At 70.2% G+C, this 22,684-nt stretch carries 25 protein-coding genes; 16 read left to right on the forward strand and 9 right to left on the reverse strand.

The window, feature by feature from the left end; all coding sequences use genetic code 11:
- The first annotated feature begins 74 nt into the window (after positions 1 to 74).
- Positions 75 to 725, forward strand: a complete 651-nt coding sequence (locus tag IMZ11_RS13430) for a TetR family transcriptional regulator (RefSeq protein WP_228641267.1) — start codon at positions 75 to 77, stop codon at positions 723 to 725.
- Here the strand turns inward: IMZ11_RS13430 and IMZ11_RS13435 are convergent.
- Positions 718 to 1,002 carry a hypothetical protein gene (locus IMZ11_RS13435; protein ID WP_228641269.1) on the reverse strand — a complete coding sequence of 95 codons (285 nt, stop codon included), beginning with the start codon at positions 1,000 to 1,002 and terminating at the stop codon, positions 718 to 720. The genes IMZ11_RS13430 and IMZ11_RS13435 overlap by 8 nt on opposite strands.
- A 172-nt stretch (positions 1,003 to 1,174) precedes the next feature.
- On the opposite strand from IMZ11_RS13435, the gene IMZ11_RS13440 reads away from it, so the two are divergent.
- The gene (locus IMZ11_RS13440) at positions 1,175 to 1,711 is read left to right on the forward strand and encodes a hypothetical protein (RefSeq protein ID WP_228641271.1); all 537 of its coding nucleotides are present in this window, start codon (positions 1,175 to 1,177) and stop codon (positions 1,709 to 1,711) included.
- Positions 1,712 to 1,869: 158 nt separating this feature from the next.
- On the opposite strand, the gene IMZ11_RS13445 is transcribed toward IMZ11_RS13440, so the two are convergent.
- The 8 genes from IMZ11_RS13445 to IMZ11_RS13480 form a co-directional block, all read right to left on the reverse strand.
- Positions 1,870 to 2,442 carry a hypothetical protein gene (locus tag IMZ11_RS13445; protein ID WP_228641273.1) on the reverse strand — a complete coding sequence of 191 codons (573 nt, stop codon included), beginning with the start codon at positions 2,440 to 2,442 and terminating at the stop codon, positions 1,870 to 1,872.
- Positions 2,443 to 2,589: 147 nt separating this feature from the next.
- The gene (gene clpB, locus IMZ11_RS13450; protein WP_228641275.1) at positions 2,590 to 5,181 is read right to left on the reverse strand and encodes an ATP-dependent chaperone ClpB; all 2,592 of its coding nucleotides are present in this window, start codon (positions 5,179 to 5,181) and stop codon (positions 2,590 to 2,592) included.
- Between the two features lie 147 nt (positions 5,182 to 5,328).
- Positions 5,329 to 5,676, reverse strand: a complete 348-nt coding sequence (locus tag IMZ11_RS13455; protein WP_061253885.1) for a heat shock protein transcriptional repressor HspR — start codon at positions 5,674 to 5,676, stop codon at positions 5,329 to 5,331.
- Positions 5,677 to 5,680: 4 nt separating this feature from the next.
- Positions 5,681 to 6,865: a molecular chaperone DnaJ gene (dnaJ, locus tag IMZ11_RS13460; protein WP_061253884.1), complete on the reverse strand. Its 1,185-nt coding sequence runs from the start codon at positions 6,863 to 6,865 to the stop codon at positions 5,681 to 5,683.
- A gap of 81 nt (positions 6,866 to 6,946) precedes the next feature.
- A complete protein-coding gene (gene grpE, locus IMZ11_RS13465) occupies positions 6,947 to 7,618 on the reverse strand; it encodes a nucleotide exchange factor GrpE (protein WP_228641277.1) in 672 nt (223 codons plus the stop codon).
- Positions 7,615 to 9,486, reverse strand: coding sequence for a molecular chaperone DnaK (dnaK, locus tag IMZ11_RS13470; RefSeq protein ID WP_228641280.1), 1,872 nt, complete (start codon positions 9,484 to 9,486; stop codon positions 7,615 to 7,617). Before dnaK ends, grpE begins: the two co-directional genes overlap by 4 nt.
- A gap of 154 nt (positions 9,487 to 9,640) precedes the next feature.
- The gene (locus tag IMZ11_RS13475; protein WP_228641281.1) at positions 9,641 to 10,027 is read right to left on the reverse strand and encodes a hypothetical protein; all 387 of its coding nucleotides are present in this window, start codon (positions 10,025 to 10,027) and stop codon (positions 9,641 to 9,643) included.
- Between the two features lie 38 nt (positions 10,028 to 10,065).
- Positions 10,066 to 10,353: a hypothetical protein gene (locus IMZ11_RS13480; RefSeq protein ID WP_228641283.1), complete on the reverse strand. Its 288-nt coding sequence runs from the start codon at positions 10,351 to 10,353 to the stop codon at positions 10,066 to 10,068.
- Between IMZ11_RS13480 and IMZ11_RS13485 the strand changes: the two genes are divergently transcribed.
- The 14 genes from IMZ11_RS13485 to IMZ11_RS13550 all read left to right on the forward strand — a co-directional run bounded on the left by IMZ11_RS13485 (position 10,352) and on the right by IMZ11_RS13550 (position 22,664).
- Entirely contained in the window at positions 10,352 to 10,534 is a 183-nt protein-coding gene (locus IMZ11_RS13485; RefSeq protein ID WP_228641285.1) for a hypothetical protein, read from the forward strand. The genes IMZ11_RS13480 and IMZ11_RS13485 overlap by 2 nt on opposite strands.
- Positions 10,535 to 10,602: 68 nt before the next feature.
- The gene (locus IMZ11_RS13490) at positions 10,603 to 11,337 is read left to right on the forward strand and encodes an ABC transporter ATP-binding protein (RefSeq protein ID WP_228641287.1); all 735 of its coding nucleotides are present in this window, start codon (positions 10,603 to 10,605) and stop codon (positions 11,335 to 11,337) included.
- Positions 11,334 to 12,068, forward strand: coding sequence for an ABC transporter permease (locus IMZ11_RS13495; protein WP_228641289.1), 735 nt, complete (start codon positions 11,334 to 11,336; stop codon positions 12,066 to 12,068). The genes IMZ11_RS13490 and IMZ11_RS13495 overlap by 4 nt, the downstream gene beginning before the upstream one ends.
- 80 nt (positions 12,069 to 12,148) lie before the next feature.
- Positions 12,149 to 12,943 carry a pyrroline-5-carboxylate reductase gene (gene proC / locus IMZ11_RS13500; RefSeq protein ID WP_228641292.1) on the forward strand — a complete coding sequence of 265 codons (795 nt, stop codon included), beginning with the start codon at positions 12,149 to 12,151 and terminating at the stop codon, positions 12,941 to 12,943.
- A 108-nt stretch (positions 12,944 to 13,051) separates the two neighbouring features.
- On the forward strand, positions 13,052 to 14,302 hold the full coding sequence (locus IMZ11_RS13505) for an MFS transporter (protein WP_228641294.1): 1,251 nt from the start codon (positions 13,052 to 13,054) through the stop codon (positions 14,300 to 14,302).
- A 21-nt stretch (positions 14,303 to 14,323) separates the two neighbouring features.
- Positions 14,324 to 15,709, forward strand: coding sequence for an efflux RND transporter periplasmic adaptor subunit (locus IMZ11_RS13510; RefSeq protein ID WP_228641296.1), 1,386 nt, complete (start codon positions 14,324 to 14,326; stop codon positions 15,707 to 15,709).
- A gap of 86 nt (positions 15,710 to 15,795) precedes the next feature.
- Entirely contained in the window at positions 15,796 to 16,503 is a 708-nt protein-coding gene (locus IMZ11_RS13515) for an ABC transporter ATP-binding protein (RefSeq protein ID WP_228641456.1), read from the forward strand.
- A complete protein-coding gene (locus tag IMZ11_RS13520) occupies positions 16,500 to 17,684 on the forward strand; it encodes an ABC transporter permease (RefSeq protein ID WP_228641298.1) in 1,185 nt (394 codons plus the stop codon). Before IMZ11_RS13515 ends, IMZ11_RS13520 begins: the two co-directional genes overlap by 4 nt.
- Positions 17,685 to 17,862: 178 nt before the next feature.
- Positions 17,863 to 19,008 (forward strand): acetoin utilization protein AcuC, encoded by a 1,146-nt coding sequence (locus IMZ11_RS13525; RefSeq protein WP_228641458.1) that lies wholly within the window; start codon positions 17,863 to 17,865, stop codon positions 19,006 to 19,008.
- A gap of 37 nt (positions 19,009 to 19,045) precedes the next feature.
- Entirely contained in the window at positions 19,046 to 19,825 is a 780-nt protein-coding gene (locus IMZ11_RS13530; protein WP_228641300.1) for a phosphatase, read from the forward strand.
- Between the two features lie 311 nt (positions 19,826 to 20,136).
- On the forward strand, positions 20,137 to 20,340 hold the full coding sequence (locus IMZ11_RS13535; protein ID WP_030456159.1) for a helix-turn-helix domain-containing protein: 204 nt from the start codon (positions 20,137 to 20,139) through the stop codon (positions 20,338 to 20,340).
- Between the two features lie 161 nt (positions 20,341 to 20,501).
- Complete coding sequence (locus IMZ11_RS13540; RefSeq protein WP_018654693.1) at positions 20,502 to 20,600, forward strand: 30S ribosomal protein bS22; 99 nt, start codon at positions 20,502 to 20,504, stop codon at positions 20,598 to 20,600.
- 77 nt (positions 20,601 to 20,677) lie between these two features.
- Complete coding sequence (locus tag IMZ11_RS13545) at positions 20,678 to 21,718, forward strand: NAD-dependent epimerase/dehydratase family protein (RefSeq protein ID WP_228641302.1); 1,041 nt, start codon at positions 20,678 to 20,680, stop codon at positions 21,716 to 21,718.
- A gap of 19 nt (positions 21,719 to 21,737) precedes the next feature.
- Complete coding sequence (locus IMZ11_RS13550; RefSeq protein ID WP_228641305.1) at positions 21,738 to 22,664, forward strand: lysophospholipid acyltransferase family protein; 927 nt, start codon at positions 21,738 to 21,740, stop codon at positions 22,662 to 22,664.
- Positions 22,665 to 22,684 lie beyond the last annotated feature (20 nt).

Below are 22,684 nucleotides of genomic sequence, written 5' to 3' on the forward strand. Positions count from 1 at the left end.
GGTGGGACCCGGGCAAATCGGCGGACTGCCCGGGAGGGACTGACCGGAGGGCGCCGAACGGGCAATATGGAGGGATGTCCACCCAGCTTGATGAGGACGTCGACGAGCCCTCGCCGGATCCGCTCCGCCGCCAGCCGACCCAGCGCCGCAGCGCCCGCCGGGTCGAACGGATGCTCGACGCGTGCGCCGAGCTGCTGGACGAGATCGGCTACGAGGCGCTCACCACGACCCGCATCGCCGAGCGCGCCGGTGTCGCGATCGGCTCCGTCTACCAGTTCTTCCCGGACAAGCGCGCCATCAGCCAGGCGCTGACCCGGCGCCACGTCGAGCTCTTCGTCACCCGCGTGGGTCGCCGGTTCATGACCGAGGACTACGCCGGCTGGTGGGACGCCGTCGACGCCATCATCGAGGAGTACGTCGAGATGCATCGGACCGTTCCAGGGTTCCGATCGCTACACTTCGGCGACATCGTCGACCTCAACCTTCTCGACTCGGTGTCCGAGAACAACACCGTGATCGCCGGGCGGCTCCGGGCGCTGCTGCTCCAGGAATTCGGCCTGGCCGACAGCGAGGAGCTGGACCGCATCGTCCTGGTCGCGGTCGAGGCGGGCGACGCGGTGCTGAAGCTGGCCTTCCGGCACGACCCCCACGGCGCTCCCGACATCGTGGCCGAGGCCAAGCAGCTCGTCCGCGGATATCTCTCCCGGCAACTGCGCCCTAGTTGACCTCGTGCCGGCGGAGCTCCTCGCGCTCATCGGCCACCTGGTCCGAGAGCGGCATCAAGCGGTACTTCACCTGTACGGACGTCGCGCGCTTCTTCAGCGGCCGGGCGATCAGGCAGGACGCGGAGACCGGCCGAATGGAGGCGCTGCCGGAGTACACCTCCGTCTGGAGCCGCGTCAGCTCCGCGTTGGCCCGCTCCAGGGCCTCGGATCTGGCGGTGGCGAAGCCGGCGAGTCCGGGAATCACGGCGGAGAGCGCGATCACCGAAGAGAGGGTCACGGTCACCTGCCTGAACACCCGCATCACCGCCCTCTGATCTCTGTGCGCGAGAGCAATATGCCCGGTTATCCGCCTCGAAACACGCTTAGTAGTTGATCGCGCGCAAATCGTGTTATGGGGAATGCTGTCAGTTGTCCGGGCAAAGCACGGCCGGCCTCGATAGCCTCCACCTGTGGCACATGTGACACATGAGCAGCTGGATCGACTGCTCGAACAAGCACTGTTGCTCGATGACCACGGTGCTCTGGCGCGCCAGCTCGATTCCCTGGCCCGGCTCTACGAGTCCGGAGAGGTCTCGCGGGCGGCGATCCTCGTCATGGCGGCCGAGGAGTGGCGGCAGGCGGGCCAGCCCGCGGCCGCTCTGGACCGTTTCCACGAGGCCGCGCGCGACGGGGGCGACGTGCTCGTCGATCCGCGTTCGGGTATCGCCGACACGCTCTTCGAGCTCGACCGGCCCGACGAGGCGAGAGAGGTCATCGCGGCGATCCGGGGCGGCGTCTGGAACCCCGCCACCGCGCTCACCGTCGCCGAGACGCTCGTCGCGTACGGGGACCTGGACGGCGCCCACGAATGGGCCACGGAAGGGGCGGCGGCCTGCGCGCAGGGCACCACGATGCGGGAGGCACTGCTCCGCACCCGATATCGGATCAGGGTCGATCTCGGGTTGCCGGAGGACGATCTGGACGCCTCGCTTGACATCACACGCTGACCCGGGCGGCCGGTCTTCGCCCCTGCCACCGGGCGGCCGGTCTTCGCCCCGGCATGCGGGCCGGGCCCGGACATGACGAAGGGGCCGCGACCGCGGCCCCTTCTCGTTTCGTCGTCCCCGCCCTCGTCAACTCCCGGGGGCAGGCGCGTACGGTCCCGCTACGGCAGGACCGTGGTGCCGATCAGCTTCCTGGTGATCTCCGCCACCGACCCGGCCTTCTTGCCGCGGCGCGTCTCCGGAGCCTTCGGCACGACCCGTACCTTCTTGCGAGGTGTGATGCGCTCCACCTTCGCCTGCTTGGCCGGTGCCGCCTGCGCGTCCGGGACCCGTGGCGCGACCGGCTGTCGCGCGGGAGCCTCGGGCTGGGCCGGAACGGCGGGCAGCGCCGGGACGTCCGGCAGCTCCGGAATCCGCACAGGAACGGTGAGGGTGCGCGACAGACCGGACACTCCAGACGAAGCGTCGGCCAGCGACGGGGTGCCTGGTAGCCCGGAATAGCCCTGGCCCGCGGCCGCGCCCCCGTCGTCGGCGATGCTCAGCACGCCGGTCGCGGAGGAGAGACCGGGCAGGCCCGCCGCGTCGGCCACCCGGTCGATCGCGATGGCGCGAGCGGCCCTGACCGGGCCGTTCGCGCCCGTGGCGTCGCAGGCCGCGATGGTCGTCGTACCCGCGCACGGTCCCGCCGCCGCGACGGCCTGGCCGCTGGCGAACCAGCTCACCCCGGCGGTCATGGCGGCCAGCGCGGCATGTCGCCCTCGAATGCTTCCTGATGTCCCTGACATCGATCCCCCCGGTTTTCTTACGGTGTTCTTACGAACACAGAACGTATCGGTGAGGGAATCCCGAGGGGCGCGCTTGCCGTAATGGTGGGGAAGTCCTTACCGAGAGGTTCGCACGGTAAGGGTGTCCCCGGCCTCGTCCAGGTCCACGGCCACGTCGTCGCCGTCGTGGATCTCTCCGGACAGCAGCGCCTTCGCGAGCGTGTCGCCGATCGCCGACTGGATCAACCGTCGGAGCGGGCGGGCGCCGTACACGGGGTCGTAACCGGTCAGTGCCAGCCACTCGCGCGCACCGGGCGTTACGGTCAGTGTGAGCCGCCGGTCGGCGAGCCGCGCCCCGAGCCGCGACACCTGGAGGTCGACGATCTGCGAGAGCTCCTCGGTGCCGAGCGCGTCGAACACGATGACGTCGTCGAGCCGGTTGAGGAACTCCGGCTTGAAGGCGTTCCTGACGGCCGTCATGACGGCGTCCCGCTTGGCGCCGTTCTCGATCTTGGGATCGACCAGGAACTGCGAGCCGATGTTGGACGTCAGGATCAGGATCGTGTTCCTGAAGTCGACCGTACGGCCCTGGCCGTCGGTGAGCCGTCCGTCGTCCAGCACCTGGAGCAGCACGTCGAAGACCTCCGGGTGGGCCTTCTCGACCTCGTCGAGCAGCACCACGGTGTACGGCCGACGGCGCACGGCCTCGGTGAGCTGGCCGCCCTCCTCGTAGCCGACGTATCCCGGAGGCGCGCCGACCAGCCGAGCCACGCTGTGCTTCTCGCCGTACTCGCTCATGTCGATGCGGGTCATCGCCCGCTCGTCGTCGAAGAGGAACTCCGCCAGTGCCTTGGCCAGCTCGGTCTTGCCGACGCCGGTCGGGCCGAGGAAGAGGAAGGACCCCGTTGGGCGGTCCGGGTCGGCGATGCCCGCCCTGGCCCGCCGTACGGCGTCGGAGACGGCCTGCACGGCAGCGCGCTGGCCGATCAGGCGCCGACCCAGCTCCTCCTCCATGCGCAGCAGCTTGGTGGTCTCGCCCTCGAGAAGCCGGCCGGCGGGGATGCCGGTCCAGGAGGAGATGACGTCGGCGATGTCGTCGGGGCCGACCTCCTCCTTCACCATCGGCTCCGACTCGGCCTCTTCGGCCTCCGCGGCCCTGGTCGCCTCCGCGAGCTCCTTCTCCAACCGGGGGACGTCGCCGTACATCAGCCGGGACGCCTCTTCGAACTTGCCGTCGCGCTGGGCCCGCTCGGCGGCGCCGCGCGCCTCGTCGAGCTGCTTCTTCAGCTCGCCGACCTTGTTGAGCCCGGCCTTCTCGCGCTCCCAGCGGCCCACGAGGCCGTTGAGGTCCTCCTGGCGGTTCGCCAGCTCCTCGCGGAGCTTCTCCAACCGCTGGCGGCTGCCCTCGTCGGTCTCCTTGACGAGGGCGAGCTCCTCCATCTTGAGCCGGTCCACGATGCGCTGCAGCTCGTCGATCTCCACCGGCCGAGAGTCGATCTCCATGCGGAGCCGGGACATGGACTCGTCGACCAGGTCGATGGCCTTGTCCGGCAGGAACCTGGCGGTGATGTAGCGGTCGGAGAGCGTCGCGGCGGCCACCAGCGCGCTGTCGGAGATCTGCACCTGGTGGTGGGCCTCGTAGCGGCCCTTCAGCCCACGCAGGATCGCGATGGTGTCCTCGACGGTCGGCTCGCCCACGTAGACCTGCTGGAAGCGACGCTCGAGCGCGGGGTCCTTCTCGATGCGCTCGCGGTATTCGTCGAGGGTGGTCGCGCCGATCATGCGCAGCTCGCCGCGGGCCAGCATCGGCTTGAGCATGTTGCCGGCGTCCATCGCGCCCTCGGCCGCGCCCGCGCCGACCATGGTGTGCAGCTCGTCGATGAAGGTGACGATCTGGCCGTTGCTCTCCTTGATCTCGTTGAGCACGGCCTTGAGGCGCTCCTCGAACTCGCCGCGGTACTTGGCGCCCGCGACCATCGCGCCGAGGTCCAGCCCGACGAGCCGCTTGTTCCTGAGGCTCTCCGGAACGTCGCCCGCGATCATCCGCTGGGCCAGGCCCTCGACCACCGCGGTCTTGCCGACGCCGGGCTCGCCGATCAGCACGGGGTTGTTCTTCGTGCGGCGGGAGAGCACCTGGATGACCCGGCGGATCTCCGTGTCACGGCCGATGACGGGGTCAAGCTTGCCGGACCTGGCCCGCTCGGTCAGGTCGACGCCGTATTTGTCCAGAGCGCGATAGGTGTCCTCGGGGGTCTCGCTGGTGACCCGGGCGTGCCCGCGGACCTTCTCGAACGCGTCCAGCAGCGCGCTCGCCGTGGCGCCCTGCGCCTTGAGCAGCTCGGCCGCCTGGCCGCCGTCGGTCGCGAGGCTCACCAGCAGGTGCTCGGTCGAGACGTACTCGTCCTCCAGTTGCTTGGCCCGCTGGGCGGCGGTGTTCACAACGGTGAGGAGCTGCCGGGAGCTCGACGGGGCGCTCACCGTCGCGCCGTGCGCCTTGGGCAGCCCGGCGAGCAGCTCCTCGGTCTTGGTCCTGAGCTGCTTCCAGTCGGCGCCCACCGCTTCGAGGAGGGGGACGGCGGTGCCGCCCGTCTGGGCGAGCAGGGTGGTGAGGAGGTGAGCGGGAGCCACCTCGGGGTTGCCCTCCGCGGCCGCCCGCCGGACCGCCCCGGACAGGGCCTCCTGGCTCTTCTGCGTCAGCTTGTAGTCCATGGTGGTTCGTGGCCTCGCTTCGCTCAGCGGGCGCGCGGCACCGACGCGGCGGCTGGCGTCCGCGCCGGGCGGTTGGGAAGAGCTGCGCTCCCCGAACCACCTGGCGGGTTCACCACCGCGCGATGCGCGGGCCCGTGAATTCCCGGATCAGGCTGGTGGAAGTTCGTATCTGATCAGCGCGCGGATCATGGTCAGCTCGCCGCGGAGTCGTACCACCTCGTCGCGCAGGCGCAGGTTCTCCGTTTCGAGTTCGAGGATGCGCTTGATGCCCGCGAGGTTGATGCCGTCCTCCTGGGAGAGGCGTTGCACCTCGCGCAGCAGCACGATGTCCCTGGTCGAGTAGAGCCGTCCGCGCCCGGCCGTACGCCCCGGGCTGACCAGGCCGAGCCGGTCGTACTGCCGGAGCGTCTGCGGGTGCAGGCCGGAGAGCTGGGCGGCCACCGAGATGACATAGACCGGTGTGTCGTCGGACAGATCGAAGAAGTTGGCATCCATGGGCTCACTCGCTTCTGGCCTGCTTGATCAGCTCTTCTCTCAGGTCGGTGCCCTCGCTGGCGTCGCGGAACTCCTCAAGAGCGGCCCGCGCCTTGTCATCGAGGTGCGGCGGCACTGTCACCTGCACGGTGACGAGCAGGTCGCCCTTCGTGCCGTCCTTTCGGGGGGCGCCCCGGCCGCGCACGCGGAACGTGCGCCCGTTGGGCGTGCCTTCGGGAATGCGCAGGGTGACCGGCATGCCCTTCAGAGTGGGCACCTTGATCTCGGCGCCGAGTGCCGCCTCCGGGAACGTGACAGGCACGGTGACCGTGAGGTTCTCGCCCGTGCGGCCGAACACCGGGTGCGGCTTGACGTGGACCTGGACGTAGAGGTCACCCGCGGGACCGCCGTTCTCGCCGGGCGCGCCCTTGGCCTTGAGCCGGATGCGCTGGCCGTCGCCGACTCCCGCCGGGATGCGGGCCTGGATCGTGCGGGTGCTCTTGCCCCGGCCGCTGCCCTCGCACACCGGGCAGGGATCGTCCACCAGGAGTCCCCGGCCACGGCAGTCGCGGCACGGCTCGGAGAAGGCGAAGTTGCCCAGATTGCGGCTGGCGGCGCCGGTGCCCTCGCAGGTCGGGCAGACCCGCGGCGTGGTGCCGGCCTTGGCGCCCGTGCCGCTGCACGCCGCGCAGGCGGAGGAGCTGGTCAGTCGAAGAGAGACCGTGGTGCCGTCGACGGCCTCACCGAACGACATCGAGACCTCGGACTCGATGTCCTGGCCACGGCGCGGCCGGGTGGCACCGGTCGTCGTGGTCCGCCCGCCACGGTTGAACAGGCCGCCGAACAGATCTCCTATGCGTTCGCCCGCCCCGCCCTGATGGCTTGTGCCGCTGCCGGAGAACAGGTCGCCGAAGTCGAAGTTGAAGCCGCCTCCGCGGGGCGCGCCCGTCCCGGCGTAGCCGCCGAGCCCCGACCCGAAGAGGGTGCGGGCCTCGTCGTACTCCTTGCGGCGCTTGGTGTCGGAGAGCACGTCGTAGGCCTCGGAGACCTCCTTGAACTTCTCCTCGGTCTCGGTGTTGCCCTTGTTGGCGTCCGGGTGGTACTGCCTGGCCAGTTTCCGGTACGCCGTCTTGATCTCAGCGGCGGTGGCGGACTTGGGCACACCAAGGACGGCGTAATAGTCCTTCTCCAGGTAGTCCTTGGTGCTCATCTGTCGATTTCCTCCGCGCAAGGGGGTGTTCTCTGGGTGGTCTCTCCCGATCCTGCCGGATCAGGAGAGACTCCCGGGGTTTCAGTTTTCGTCGGACTCGCCGGACTCGGCGGAGTCCGACGGCTCGGCCGCCACGGACTCGTCGGGCTCCGCGACGGCCACGCGGGCCGGGCGCAGGATCTGGTCGCCCATCCGGTAACCCGGCTGCAGGATCTCGACGCAGGTCGGCTCGGAGACGTCGGCGGAGTAGCTGTGCAGGAGCGCCTCGTGCACGTTCGGGTCGAACGGGTCGCCCTTCGCGCCGTACTTCACCAGGCCGAGCTTCCCGAGGATCGCCTCCAGCGACTCGCTCACCTTGGCGAATCCGCCGGTGAGCTCGCCGTGGTCACGGGCCCGGCCGATGTCGTCGAGCACCGGCAGCAGCTCGGTGAGGACACCGGACACCGCCTGGTCCTTGACGACGGACCGGTCCCGGTCCACTCGCTTGCGGTAGTTGGCGTACTCGGCGTGGAGCCGCTGCAGGTCGGCGGTGCGCTCCGCGAGCAGGTCCGCACCCGTGCCGGTCACCGCCTCCGCGGGCGCCTCGGCCGTGTCGGCCACGGTGTCCGCAGAGGCGTCCGCGGCGGCCGGGGCCGCCCCGTCCGAGGCGGCCGCGCCCGGCTTTCCGGTGCGGGCCGTCCCGGTCTCCGGGTCGATCTTGCGGTTGTCGCGGATCACCGGCTCCTGCTCGGAACCGTTCTCGCGCGCGGTCACTTGTTGCCGCCCTCCCGCTTCGGCTCGTCGTCCACGATCTCGGCTTCGACGACGTCCTCCTCGGACTTCGCCTGGCCGTCGCCGGTCGGCGCGGCGCCCTCGGCACCGGCCGCGGCGCCCTGCGACTGGGCGTAGATCGCCGAACCCATCTTCTGGCTGACGGTCGCGAGCTTCTCGGCGGCGGCGCGGATCGCGGCCGAATCGGTGCCCTCGAGGGTCTTCTTCAGCTCGGCGAGCGAGTCGTTGACCTCGGTCTTGACGTCGGCCGGGACCTTGTCGTCGTTGTCGTGCAGGAACTTCTCGGTCTGGTAGGCCAGGGCGTCCGCGTTGTTGCGGATCTCGGCCTCCTCACGGCGCTTCTTGTCGTCCTCGGCGTAGGAGTCGGCCTCGCGCATCATGCGCTCGATGTCGTCCTTGGCCAGCGCGGAGCCGCCGGTGATCGTCATCGACTGCTCCTTTCCGGTGCCGAGGTCCTTGGCGCTGACGTTGACGATGCCGTTCGCGTCGATGTCGAAGGTGACCTCGATCTGCGGGATGTTGCGCGGGGCCGGGGCGATGCCGGTCAGCTCGAAGGTGGCCAGCTTCTTGTTGTAGGCGGCGATCTCACGCTCGCCCTGGTAGACCTGGATCTGCACCGACGGCTGGTTGTCCTCGGCGGTGGTGAACACCTCCGACCGCTTGGTCGGGATCGTGGTGTTCCGCTCGATGATCTTGGTGAAGATGCCGCCCTTGGTCTCGATGCCCAGGCTCAGCGGGGTCACGTCGAGGAGCAGGACATCCTTGACCTCGCCCTTGAGCACGCCCGCCTGGAGCGCGGCGCCGATCGCGACGACCTCGTCCGGGTTGACGCCCTTGTTGGGCTCCTGGCCGCCGGTCAGCTCCTTGACCAGGTCGCTCACGGCCGGCATGCGGGTCGAGCCGCCGACGAGCACCACGTGGGCGATGTCGGAGACCTTGATCCCGGCGTCCTTGATGACCTGGTGGAACGGGCCCTTGCAGCGCTCGAGCAGGTCGGAGGTGATCCGCTGGAACTCGGCGCGGGTCAGCTTCTCCTCAAGGTGCAGCGGGCCCTCGGCGGAGGCGGTGATGTAGGGCAGGTTGATGGAGGTCTCGGTCTGGCTGGAGAGCTCGATCTTGGCCTTCTCCGCCGCCTCGCGGAGGCGCTGGAGGGCCATCTTGTCCTTGGCCAGGTCGACGCCGTGCGCGTTCTTGAAGCGGGTCACCAGCTCGTCGACGACGCGCTGGTCCCAGTCGTCACCACCGAGGTGGTTGTCACCGCTGGTGGCGCGGACCTCGACGAAGCCGTGGCCGTCCTCCTGGCCGACGTCGAGCAGGGACACGTCGAAGGTGCCGCCGCCGAGGTCGAAGACCAGGATGGTCTGGTCCTTCTCCTTGTCGAGGCCGTAGGCCAGCGCGGCCGAGGTCGGCTCGTTGATGATGCGCAGCACGTTGAGACCGGCGATGGTGCCGGCCTCCTTGGTCGCCTGCCGCTGGGCGTCGTTGAAGTAGGCCGGGACGGTGATCACCGCGTCGGTGATCTTCTCACCGAGGTAGGCCTCGGCGTCCTGCTTGAGCTTCTGCAGGACGAAGGCGCTGATCTGCTGGGGAGTGAACTTCTTGCCGTCGATCTCGACGGACCAGGTGCTGCCCATCTCTCGCTTGACCGAGCGGATCGTCCGGTCGACGTTGGTCACGGCCTGCCGCTTGGCGACCTCGCCGACCAGCACCTCGCCGTTCTTCGCGAAGGCGACCACGGACGGGGTGGTCCGCGAGCCCTGGGCGTTGGCGATGACCGTGGGCTCACCGCCCTCAAGGATCGAGACGACAGAGTTGGTCGTCCCCAGGTCGATACCTACCGCACGTGCCATGAGTTCGTCCTTGTGGTCAAAGTTGAGTCGGTACGACTCAATATTGGGTCGCACCCCAGGCTTTGTCAAACGACTTGAGCCTAGTGGACTCAACCTCATGACGCGCGTGTGGATTCCGTGTTTCTCCTTGTCGTCGAGGGCGGCGGCCGTACGGTCAGCGCTTGGCGCCGTCGACCACCCGGCGGTCGCCGAGGGGAGCCCTGAGCTTCACGATCGTGCTCTTCTTGACGGCGAGCATGACGCACATTCCGGCGCCCTCGGCGCTTCCCTCGTAAAGGGTGACCGTGACCTTGCCCCTGCTCTCCTTCACGCTCACCCGGTCGAGCACCGAGCACGGCTCGACGCCGGACCACCAGGTGACCCTCAGGTACCTGCCGTTCCTGATCGGCTTGGCCGAGGTCCACTGAACCTTGTGGGGATCGATCGTGCCGCCCTGGGGCTTCACCGGGGCCGGGGTGCCGGTGGAGGCGGCCGAGGCCGTGGCCGGCACGCCGACCATGATCAGCACCGTCGCGGCCAGCGCCGCCGTTCGTCGAATCATCCGCATGCCCGTATTGACGGCGCGGTCTCACCGCCGGTTCACGGCTTGGCGCCGTCGACCACCTCGCGGCCGTCGAGCGGGGAGGCGAGCCGCACCGTGGTCGTCTTCTCCACCGCGATGGCGATGCAGGCGGCGTCGGGGAAGCGCGGATCCCGACCCTCGTAGAGGGTGACCACGACCTGCTTCGCGCTCTCCTTCACCTCGACGCGGTCGAGCACCGTGCAGGGCGCGACGCCCGACCACCAGACGACGGCCAGTGATCTGCCGTCCGGTGACGGTGTCGCGCCGGTCCACGCGATCTTGCGCGGGTCGAGCGTGTTCCCCATGGGCGTCTCCGGCGAGGGTGATCCGCTCGGCGCTCCAGAGCTCGCGGGCGCGCTGACCGGCTCGTTCGGGCCGGACGGCGAGGCGGACGACGGCGTGGTCGACGGCGTGGACGGCTGCTGCCCGCAGGCCGCTGCCATGAACAGGAGCGCAATGGCCCAGAAGCTTCGCATATCTCATTAAACGAGTTGGCCGTCAGTGTGGTTCGGCGGCCTGTTGACGCCGACCTGGCGGAGGTCTAATTTCAACGAATGATGAATTTATCCGGACCGGCGATCGCCGTACGGGATCTGCGGGTCTCCCGTGGCGGGGCGGAGGTCCTGCACGGCCTCACCTTCGAGGTACCGCGTGGACAGGTGACGGGCCTGCTCGGGCCCAGCGGATGCGGAAAGACGACCCTGATCCGCGCGATCGTGGGCGTCCAGATCGTCGCGAGCGGCGAGGTGACCGTGCTCGGCGAGCCGGCGGGCAGCCCCGTGCTCCGCCGCAAGATCGGTTACTCCACCCAGAGTGCCGCCATATATCGGGATCTGACAGTGCTGGAGAATCTGCGGTACTTCGCCGCGGTCCTCGGCGCGGCCAAGGGCGACGCCGATCGGGTGATCGAGGAGGTGGGCCTGACCGGCGCCAGGAAGCAGTTGGGCGGCGCGCTCTCCGGCGGGCAGCTCAGCCGGGCCAGCCTCGCCGTCGCGCTCCTCGGCAGCCCCGAGTTGCTGGTGCTCGACGAGCCGACCGTCGGCCTGGACCCGGTGCTCCGCCAGGACCTCTGGCGGCTCTTCCAGAGCCTCGCGGAGCGCGGCGTGACCCTCATCGTGTCCAGCCACGTCATGGACGAGGCGGCCCGATGCCACCGTCTGATCATGTTGCGTGACGGGGAGATCCTGGCCGACGACAGCCCCGAGGGGCTGCGCGAGCACGCCGGGACGACCGATCTGGAAGAGGCGTTCCTCCGCCTCATCGAGGAGAAGGCGGAGCGTGTGCGATGAACCTCGCCATCACCCTGGCCACGGCGGGACGCATCCTCGCCCAGCTCCGCCACGACCGCCGCACGCTCGCGCTGCTCGTCGGCGTGCCGAGCGTGCTGATGATCCTGCTCAGGTACGTCATCGACGACCCCGCGGTGTTCAACCGGCTGGGCCCGACGCTGCTCGGCATCTTCCCGTTCGTCGTGATGTTCATGGTCACCTCGATCACGACCCAGCGGGAGCGGGCGACCGGCACGCTCGAACGGCTGATGGCCGGGCCGCTCGGCAAGTTCGACCTGCTGCTGGGATACGCCATCGCGTTCGGAGCGGTGGCCGCGGCCCAGGTCACAGTGGTGCTGGCCCTCTCCCTGACGTGGCTCGGCCTGGACCTCGCGGGATCCGTCTGGACGCTGGTCCTCGTGGCGGTCCTCGACTCGCTGCTCGGCATGGCGCTCGGCCTGTTCTTCAGCGCCTTCGCGCGCACCGAGTTCCAGGCGGTGCAGTTCATGCCGGCGGTCGTCCTGCCCCAGTCGCTGCTGTGCGGGCTCATCGTCCCGCGCGACACCATGGCCACCTGGCTGGAGTGGCTGTCCGACGTCATGCCGCTCTCGTACGCGGTGGAGGCGATGCAGGAGACGGCGCGCACCGGCGACTTCACCGGCGTGCTGACCCGTGACGTCCTGGTCGTCGGCGGTTGTACGGTCCTCTCGCTCGTTCTCGGCGCCGCCACCCTGCGCCGGCGCACGCCGTGACGGGTCGTCCCGTACGGGCGCCCGGGCGCGCCCGGCCCATCGGTAAGCTGCGACGGGATCCCTAGCAGCGAGGAATGGTCATGATCGCGATTCTCGGCACCGGCAAGATGGGCGAGGCTCTGCTCTCCGGGCTGGTCCGGGCCGGGCTGCGGCCGAGCGAGATCATGGTGACCGCGCGACGCGAGGAGCGCGCGGAGGCGCTGCGCGAGACCTACGGTGTGCGCGTGGTCTCCAACGCCGAGGCGGCCAAGGCGGCGGAGACCATCATCCTCGCGGTCAAGCCGCAGGACATGGGGAGTCTGCTCGCCGAGATCGCCCCGTACGTCCCGGCCGACCGGCTGGTGATCTCCGTGGCCGCGGGGATCACCACGGCGTTCGTGGAGTCCCGCCTCGGGGAGGCGGTGCCGGTGGTCCGCGTCATGTCCAACACCCCGGTCCTGGTCGACGAGGCGATGAGCGTCATCTCGCCGGGGGCGCACGCCGCCGAGCGCCACCTGGCGCGCACGGAGTCCCTGCTCAAGCCGGTCGGCAAGGTCCTGCGCATCCCCGAGTCGCAGCAGGACGCCGCGACCGCGCTGTCGGGCAGCGGCCCGGCCTACTTCTTCTATCTCGTCGAGGCCATGGTGGACGCCGGGATCCTGCTCGGCATGCCGCGCGCCGCCGCGCTCGACATGGTCACCCAGTCCATCGTGGGCGCGGCGATCATGTTGCGCGACTCGGGCGAGCATCCGGTGATCCTGCGCGAGGCGGTCACCTCGCCGGGCGGGACGACCATCGCCGCCATCGCGGAGCTCGAACGCCACAAGGTCCGCGCGGCCTTCCTGGACGCCATCGAGGCGGCCAGGGACCGCAGCCGCCAGCTCGCCTCCGGCTGATCCCCGTACCGTTTCCTGGTCTGGGCTCGATAAAAACAATTAGGAAACCTTCCAGTCCCGATGCATCATTCCTCGTGGTGATATCGGGTCCGGAATGGTGAGGGAATTGTGGCGGGAGCCGTACAGGCCGTGGCAGGGGTCGGGCGGCGGCCGCTCTGGACACCCGATTTCGGGTTCTACTTCACCGGGCGCGTGGTCTCCATGCTCGGCGACACCATGCTCCCCGTCGCGATCTCACTGGGCGTGCTCGGCGCAGGATACGGCCCGACCGGAGTCGGGTTCGTGCTCGCCTCCTGGATGGCACCGTTCGGCGCGCTGATCCTCTTCGGCGGGGTCTTCGCCGACCGGTTCACGGCCAGGCGGATGATGATCGGCGCCGACGTGGTGCGGCTGGTCACCCAGTCGGCGATGGCCGCCGCCTTCCTGGCCGGGACGCCGGACCTGTGGCAGATCGTGGTCCTTTCCGCGATCAGTGGCGCGGCCGCCGCGATGTTCCAGCCCGGCGTGAACAGCATGGTCCCCCAGGTGGCGTCCGACCTGCAACGGGCGAACGCGACGCTGCGCGTGGCCGACGCGATGGCCCAGTTGCTCGGCCCCGCCTTGTCCGGCGTCCTCGTCGGGGTGGGGGGCGCCGGGCTCGTCTTCGTCGTGGACGCGGGAACGTTCGCGGCCAGCGCGGTCTGCCTGCTGCTCCTGCGCGTACGGCCGTCGCCGAGCGCGACGCCGGGCTCCTCGATGCTGCGCAACCTGCGCGAAGGATGGGACGAGTTCCGCTCCCGCACCTGGATGTGGAGCGTCATCATCATCTGGATCTTCTACGGCGTGATGGTGTTCGGCCCGCTCCTGCCCCTGGGCTCGGCGCTGATCACCGAGAGCCACGGCAGGGGCGCCTACGGCTGGGTCATGTCGGCCGCAGGGGCGGGAACCGTCGTCGGCGGGCTGGTCGCCGTGTGGTTCCGGCCGTCCCGCCCGCTCATGGCGGGGGCGATCGCGATGAGCCTGTACTTCCTAGAACCGCTCGCCCTCGCCCTCCACATGCCGCTGCCGGTCGTCGCGGCGGCGTTCGCCACGAACGGCGCGGTGTGGGGTTTCTGGTCCGTCATGTGGGCCACCAGCGTGCAGACCCAGGTCACGCAGGACGTCCTGAACCGCGTGACGGCCTACGAGGTGGCGGGATCCGTGCTGAGCGTCCCGGTCGGGCAGGCGCTGGCCGGGCCGGTCGCCGCGCGGCTGGGCGCCGAGAACGTGCTGGCGGCCGGATTCGTGGTCGGGCTGGCCGGAGTCGCCTGCCTGCTGAGCGTTCCGGCGATTCGCGGCCTTCGCCGGGCTACCGTGCGCGATTCCCTGATAACGGAGTGACCGGACTTTTACCATGGCGAGGTGACGGTTCGTCGCGGTATCCCCCCGCTGCTGCTCACTGTCCTGCTCGCCGGCTGCTCCGGTCCCGCACCGCCGGAACCGCAGATCGGCCGGGTCACGCGCGCCCCGGTCAGGGAGATCGTCGAGGCCCCCGCCTCGGTGGCCGCGCGGGCGACCGCCGCGCTGGTCGCGCCCGCCTCCGGCACGGTCGCCGCGCTGTATGTGCAGGACGGTGACACGGTGGAGAAGGGGCAGATCCTGGCCAGGATCAGGTCCCCGCAGGCCGAGACCCAGCTCGACGAGGCGCGCAGGGCCGCGCGGCAGGCGTCCCGCCCGCTCCCGGCGGTCGGCGGCGTCTCGCCCGTACGGCTTCCGGCGCTGAAACCGCCCCGATCGCTCGACGCCCGGCTCGCCCGATGTTTCGCGGACGCGCGGAAGGCCGCGAGGAAGGTCGAGGACCCGGCCGTCAGGCGGCGGCTGCTCGCCGCCGTCGACGCGGCCGAGGCAGGGAGCAGGGCGCAGCGGCGCGCGCTCACCGACGTGGCGAACGACCTCAACCGGTCGATCGAGCAGGCGCTCTCCCAGGTGACCGGCCGGATCGGCGCCGGGCTGAGCGGGCTGACCGCGTCCATGTCCTCGCTCCAAGAGGCGTCCGGTTCCCAGGCGAGGGCCGCGGTACGGGCGGCGAAGGCCACGGTCGACGGTCTCGTCGTCAGAGCGCCGTTCGGCGGGATCGTCACGCTCGGCGGGCCCTCCTCCGGCACCGGTACGGCCGGCCTGGGCGACCTGATCGGGCGCCTGCCCGCGGGTTTGTCCGGCCAGGTCGCGTCCGCTCCCTCCGGGAGGTCGGGTGGGACCGTCGCCGCGGGGGTCCCGGTGGCGGCCGGGGACACGGTCGTCACGGTCACGGACGTCTCCACGCTCACTCTCGCCGCCGACGTGGACGAGACCGACGTGCTGCTGGTCTCGAAGGGCGTCCCCGCCGAGGTCGAGTTCGACGCGGTGACCGGGGCGACGTACCGGGCCGAGGTGACCGGCGTCGGGGTCACGCCCAAGGAGGGCGCCACGGGCGGCGTCGGCTATCCCGTACGGCTCACGCTCGGCCTGGGCGCCTACGACGACGGGAGTCCGGCTCCGCGTCCGAAACCGGGGATGAGCGCGGTGGTCCGCCTCACCGTGAAGGAGTCTCCGGACGCGCTGGCCGTACCGGCGTCGGCGATCGTCAGCAGCGGCAAGGAGAGCGTCGTGTGGGTGGTGCGGAACGGCGCGGCGGAGCGCCGCACGGTCCGGCTCGGGGCGCAGGGAGACGCGGAGGTCGAGGTGGTCAGCGGGCTCATGGCGGGTGAGCGGATCGTCGTCAGGGGCGCCGACACCGTCCACGCGAACCAGCCGATCGACCTGTCGTGACCCCGCCGCCGCCCGTCCCGGAAGACGCCGCGGGGAACGTCCCAGGGAACACCCCAGGGAACGCAGCAGAGAGCGCGTTCGAGGCGATCGGCCTCACCCGGTCGTACCGGCTCGACGGCGTGTCCGTCGACGCCCTGCGCGGAGTGAGTTTGCGCATCGGGCGGGGCGAGTTCGTGGCGATCGTGGGCCCGTCGGGGTCGGGCAAGTCCACGCTGATGCACCTGCTCGGTTGCCTCGACCGGCCGACGAGCGGCGTCCTGCGGGTGGGCGGCGTGGACGTCTCCACGCTCGACGACATCCGGCTGGCCGAGCTCAGGAACCAGACGATCGGGTTCGTCTTCCAGTCGTTCCATCTGCTCGCCCGTACACCGGCGCTGGACAACGTGGCGCTTCCGCTGGTCTACCGGGGCGTCGCGAGGGCCGAGCGCAGGGCGCGGGCCCGGGCGGCGCTGGAGGCCGTCGGGCTGGGCCACCGGCTCGATCACCGCCCGTCGCAGATGTCCGGCGGCGAGCAGCAACGGGTGGCCATCGCCCGCGCGCTGGTCGGGGATCCGCAGGTGGTGCTCGCCGACGAGCCCACCGGCAACCTCGACTCGCGCAACGGCGCCGATGTCATGGCCCTGCTCGAACGGCTCAACGCCGACAACGGGGTCGCGGTCGTCCTCGTCACCCACGAGCCCGAGGTCGCCGGCCGGGCCCGCCGCCAGATCCACGTACGGGACGGCCGGATCGAGCTCGACACCGGCGTGGTCGCCGACGGCGGGAGAGCCGGCGGATCAGGGGAGGGCGGGTGAGGACGGGCGAGGCGCTGCGCATGGCCGTGGAGGCGCTGCGGGTCAACCGGCTGCGCAGCGGTCTCACGATGTTCGGCGTGATCATCGGCGTGCTGTCGGTGGTGATCCTCGTCGCCATCGGCACCGGCGCCAAGGACGCGGTGGAACGGGAGATCGCGGGGCTGGGCAGCAACATCATCCTGATCGTCCCCGGTCAGGTGACCCTCGGCGCGGCGCCCACGCAGAGCCGGCTGGACCTGTCCGACGTCGCCTACGTGCGGCGGGTGGTGGGCGACCCGTCGCGGGTGACCGTCGCCGTCAATTCCGGCGAGCCGGTACGCGTCGGGCGGAACGAGGTGTTCGCGACGCTCACGGGGACGGACGAGAACGTGCCCGGCGTCTTCGACCGTCCGCTGCGCCGCGGCCGGTATCTCAGCGAGACCGACGTCGACACCCGGCGGCGGGTGGCCGTCCTCGGATCGGAGGTCGCGGCGAAGCTGTTCGGCGACGTGGATCCGATCGGTAGGCAGGTCACCGTCGCGGGGGTCCGGTTCCGGGTGGTCGGGCTCTACGAGACCGTGGGCGCGACCTTCGGCGTGGCCCGCGACCAGGAGGTGCACATCCCGGTCACCACCGCGCAGCGGCTGATCGGGATGAACAGGATCAACGCCGTCGCGGTCAGCGCGTCCGGGCCCGACGAGATCGAACCCCTGCGGCGGCGCGTTCTCGCCGCGCTGGCGGAGCGGTATCCCGGCGAGCGTTTCTCCGCGGTCACGCAGACGCAGCTGCTCGGCACGGTCGGGACGGTGCTCGGGATGCTGACCGGAGTGCTGGCCGCGATCGCCGCCATCTCTCTGCTGGTCGGCGGGGTCGGCGTGTCCAACATCATGCTGGTCGGCGTACGGGAGCGGACCAAGGAGATCGGCCTGCGCAAGGCGCTCGGCGCACGCGGGCGTGACGTGCTCGCCCAGTTCCTCATCGAGGCCGTCCTGCTGACCACGATCGGCGGGCTGGCCGGGATCGTGCTCGGCGTCGGCGGGGCGCTGCTGATCCAGGCCGTCTCCCCGGTGCCGGCCGCGATCACGTGGTGGTCGATCGTGCTCGCGTTCGGCGTATCGGCCGGGGTGGGGGTGTTCTTCGGTGTGGCACCGGCGCGGCGGGCCGCCCGGCTCGACCCTGTGGTCGCCCTCCGTACCGAGTGACCGTATCCCTGGGATTAAGCGAATATGTCGTGATATTCCGGGCTGGTTAAGGAAGGGTGGCGTATGTCACGAGGGGGAGAAACCACGCCGAGGTGCGTACGGTAGCGTCACGATCGTGCGGCGAGGAGGCGGCGGCATGATCGAGCGAACCGGCGAGCACGGGTGCGGCAACGTCCGCGTGGTCTGGGATGAGGCGCTGACGTCGTACAACTTCGGCCCCGGGCATCCGCTCGCGCCGGTCCGCGTGGAGCTGACCATGGCGCTCGCCCGGGACCTCGGCGTGCTCGACCCGGTCGAGATGACCGGATGCGTTCCGGCGTGCGACGACGAGCTGGCGCTGGTCCACCGGCGCGATTACGTCGACGCGGTGAAGACCGTGTCGAAGACCGGGCGGCCCGACCTCGGCTGCGGGCTCGGCACCGAGGACAACCCGGCGTTCACCGGGGTGCACGAGGCGTCGGCGCTGATCGCCGGAGCGTCGCTGGAGGCCGCGAGGTCCGTGTGGACCGGCGAGGCGCGGCACGCCGTCAACGTGGCCGGCGGCCTGCATCACGCGATGGCGGGCATGGCCAGCGGCTTCTGCGTCTACAACGACCCGGCGATCGCGATCGCGTGGCTGCTCTCCCAGGGCGCGACGAAGGTGGCGTACGTGGACGTGGACGTCCACCACGGCGACGGAGTGCAGGCGGCGTTCTACGACGATCCGCGGGTCCTCACCATCAGCCTGCACGAGAGCCCGCGCACGCTCTTCCCCGGGACCGGCTTCCCCGGCGAGACCGGCGCGCACGGCAGCGCGGTCAACGTCGCGTTGCCCGCCGGATGCGGCGACAGCGGTTGGCTGCGCGCCTTCCACGCCGTCGTGCCGCCGCTGCTGCGGGAGTTCGGCCCGGAGGTGCTCGTCACCCAGCACGGATGCGACAGCCACGCCCTCGACCCGCTGGCCAACCTCATGCTGAGCGTGGACGGCCAGCGTACGGCCTATGCCGCGTTGCACCGGCTGGCGCACGAGACGGCGGGCGGCCGGTGGATCGTCACCGGAGGCGGGGGATACGAGCTCGTCCAGGTGGTGCCGCGCGCGTGGACCCACTTGATCGCGGAGGCGTCCGGGCATCCCGTCGAGCCGACCACCCCGACCCCGCAGAGCTGGCGGAACCTGGTCAGGGAGCGGACCGGAGAGGTGCCCCCGCTGACGATGACCGACGGGCGCCACCCGCAGTTCTCCGACTTCTCCGGTGGATACGATCCGGCCGATCCGATCGACCGGGCCATCGTGGCCACCCGGAAGGCCATCTTCCCCTTCCACGGATTGGACCCCCTGCCATGACGGGAATCCCGGCGGCGCGAGGAGCGCTGTGGCACCTGTGAACGTTCCCTCCCGCACAGACCTCCGCGACCATCTGATCAGAACGCGCATCGCCGGTGACGTCGCGACGCCGCGTGAGAACAACCTCGACAACTACCGCTCGCTGGCCGGCCGCGATCCCCATTACATGTTCGGCCTCACCTTCGCGGCGGAGTGGGGCTTCCGTGACGTGCTGGAGCAGATGGCCAAGTCGGTGGGTGTGGTGGCCGATCCGGGGCATCGCGAGGGCCAGGACACCATCGACCCCGATCTGACCATCGACGCGCTTGAGGCGATGGGCGACCGCGTCGGCGAGGTGCTGGCCAGGGGGAACGCCCGCATCGTGATCGCCACGGGACATCCGACGGGCCTGCTCACCGTCCACCTGGCGGTCGCCAGGCTCGCCCGCTCGTACGGCGCGACGCTGCTGACCCCGGCCGAGAGGTGGAGCTACTCGAGTCACGGATACGGACGTGTACGGAGGATCCGCTACCTCGACGACGTCGCCATGCTCGACGACGGTGCGGCGCTCGTGCACACGCATGATCCGGACCCGATGCGCGCCATCCTGGCGGAGGAGCGGCCGGACTTCGTGATCGCCGATCATGGATGGGCGGGCGCCGCGGGAGAGGCGGGCGTCGAGACGGTGGGCTTCGCGGACAGCAACGATCCCGCGCTCTTCATCGGCGCGGCGGAGGGCAAGATCGCGGTCGCGGTGCCGCTCGACGACAATGTGTTGCCGAGATATTACGGTCCGCTGACGGACTACCTCCTGGCCAGGATCACGCGGCACCTCTGAGTACGCATCGGACTGTCCGTTTCGCGCATTTCGCGCCCCCCTTTGCCCCGGTCTGCCGGGGGTTTGCCAACGCTTTCGTGTGCCGGGGCGACTCTTATGTGAGAGAAGTTGGTCCGTTCCAAGATTGAGGCGAGGGGCACGACCCCACTGCTGCCAGCGACTTTCTCCATTTTGACGGCATAAGGCTGCGGTGACTGATGAAATGGGGGGTTTGCCTACTCGCAGTCCCGACTTACGCTGACGGCAGTACACGTGCGTGAGCGATGGCACCAGTGGGGATAACCCGGAAACACGTGCGGAAGAGGCGTCCGATGGGTGCAGGCGAAAGACCTCTCAGCGAGGTGAAGTTCCTGACGGTGGCGGAAGTCGCCACGGTCATGCGAGTGTCCAAGATGACGGTGTACCGGCTCGTCCACTCAGGTGAGCTGCCGGCCATCCGTGTCGGCCGATCCTTCAGGGTGCCCGAGCAGGCCGTACACGACTACCTCAGGGATGCGTTCATCGAGGCAGGATGACACGCCGAGGCGGTCCGGACCCGCGCTGACCAGGCGCGGGATCCGGCATCGGCCACGCGGTGTCCCCCAGGGGGCGATCGACCGTGGATCGCCGGTAGTCTGTTGTGCCGGTGTGCGCTCGCGCACCGGTCTGGCATTCTCAACCTTCACCTGGGGGTCCCGTGGGCTCTGTGATCAAGAAGCGCCGCAAGCGCATGGCCAAGAAGAAGCACCGCAAGCTGCTGAAGAAGACCCGCATCCAGCGGCGTAACAAGAAGTAGTAGTACGGAGCGCGCACCGGTCCCGCGGGGCCGGGCGACCGTGAACATTCCCCCACCAGTCCCCCAGTGAGGCGACGATGACCCACACTGTGCTGGTCACCGGGGTCTCGCGTCACGTCGGAGCACGAGTGGCCGGCGTGCTCGCCGCAGACCCGGACATCGGCCGGGTCATCGGGGTGGACACGGTTCCGCCGCCATCGCTCACCCGAGATGGCGGCTCCCTGTCCGGTCGCACCGAGTTCGTCCGCGTCGATCTGCGCAGTCCAGACATCGCGCAGGTCATCGCGGCGGCGGACGTCGACATCGTCGTGCACATGAGCCTGGTCAGCGGCCCCGCCAGGAGCCGGTCGGCCATGAAAGAGCACAACGTCATCGGCACGATGCAGCTGCTCGGCGCGTGCCAGCGGTCCACGACCGTGCGCAGGGTCGTGGTGCGGTCCACGACCGCCGTGTACGGCTCGGCGCCGAACGATCCCGCCGTGTTCAGGGAGGACAGCGAGCCCGCCGAGGTCCCGCACTCGGGGTACGCCAAGGACGCCGGCGACGTGGAGGGCTACGTCCGGGGCTTCGCCAGGCGGCGTCCCGACGTGGTCACCTCGACGCTCCGTTTCGCCAACTTCATGGGTCCGGGGGTGGACTCACCCCTCACCAGGTACTTCGCGCAGCCGCTTCCGCCGACGGTGTTCGGCTTCGATCCCCGGCTGCAGTTCGTGCACGAGGACGACGGAGTCGAGGTGCTGCGCCGGATGGCCCTGGAGGACCACCCGGGCACGTTCAACGTGGCCGGCGACGGCGTGCTGTTGCTGTCCCAGTGCCTGCGGCGGGCGGGCCGGACGCCGCTTCCCGTGCCGTCTCCGGTGTTCCGTTTCCTGGGAGAGATGGCGCGCGCCGCGCGCCGGCTGGACTTCACGCCCGAGCAGCTGGCGCTGATGTGCCACGGCCGGGTCGTGGACAGCGGCCGGTTGATCCGCGAGCTGGGATGGAAGCCCAAGTTCGGCACGGCCGCCGCGTTCGAGGACTTTCTCCGCTCGCGCCGCCTTTCCGGCGGCCTTTCCGCCGCCGTGGCCGACCGGCTGTCCGATCTCGCTTCGGGGCGATCCACCCCCGGTCCCGGATGACCAGTAAGGCGTGTGTGACGTGACGCGTACCTCCGAGGAGGGCTCGCCCGGGGCTCCGGACGACGCCTCGCCCGCCTTCGGCGTTTCGGACGACGCCCCGCCCGGGTCCGGTGACGAGCGGCTCGCCGAGCTCTTCGCCTTCCTGCGCCGCCGCCTCACCGGCGAGTACGAGATCGACGAGTTCGGGTTCGACCCGGAGCTCAACGACAAAGTCCTGCTCGAACTGATCCGGCCGGTGTACCGGCACTGGTTCCGGGTCGAGACGCTCGGTCTGGAGAACGTCCCGGCGGAGTCGGGGGCGCTGGTGGTGGCCAACCACTCCGGGACGCTGCCGGTCGACGCGCTGATGATGCAGGTAGCGCTGCACGATGAGGCGCACCGCGCGGTCCGCCTGCTCGGCGCCGACCTCGTCTACCAGCTGCCCGTGCTCGGCCACCTGTCGCGCAAGACGGGGCACACGCTGGCCTGTCCGGAGGACGCCGACCGCCTGCTGCGCAAGGGCGAGCTCGTGGGTGTCTTCCCCGAGGGTTTCAAGGGCGTGGGCAAGCCGTTCTCGCAGCGCTACCGGTTGCAGCGGTTCGGCCGTGGAGGCTTCGTGGCCTCGGCGATCCGGGCCGGGGTGCCGATCATCCCCTGCGCCATCGTCGGCGCCGAGGAGATCTATCCCAAGATCGGCGATCTTCCCGTGCTGGCCCGGCTGCTGGGCCTGCCCTACCTGCCGATCACGCCGTTCTTCCCGTGGCTCGGCCCGCTCGGGCTGGTGCCGTTGCCGTCGAAGTGGCTGATCGAGTTCGGCGAGCCGATCAGGACCGACGACTACGACCCCATCGACGCCGACGACCCGATGCTGGTGTTCAACCTCACCGACCAGGTACGCGAGACGATCCAGCACCAGCTGGACGCGCTGCGGCGTCGCCGTGGCCCCGCCTTCCAGCCGCTCTTCTGACGTGACAGCGGATCACGCGC

This window comes from Microtetraspora sp. AC03309, assembly GCF_020826795.1.
Taxonomy (GTDB): domain Bacteria; phylum Actinomycetota; class Actinomycetes; order Streptosporangiales; family Streptosporangiaceae; genus Microtetraspora; species Microtetraspora glauca.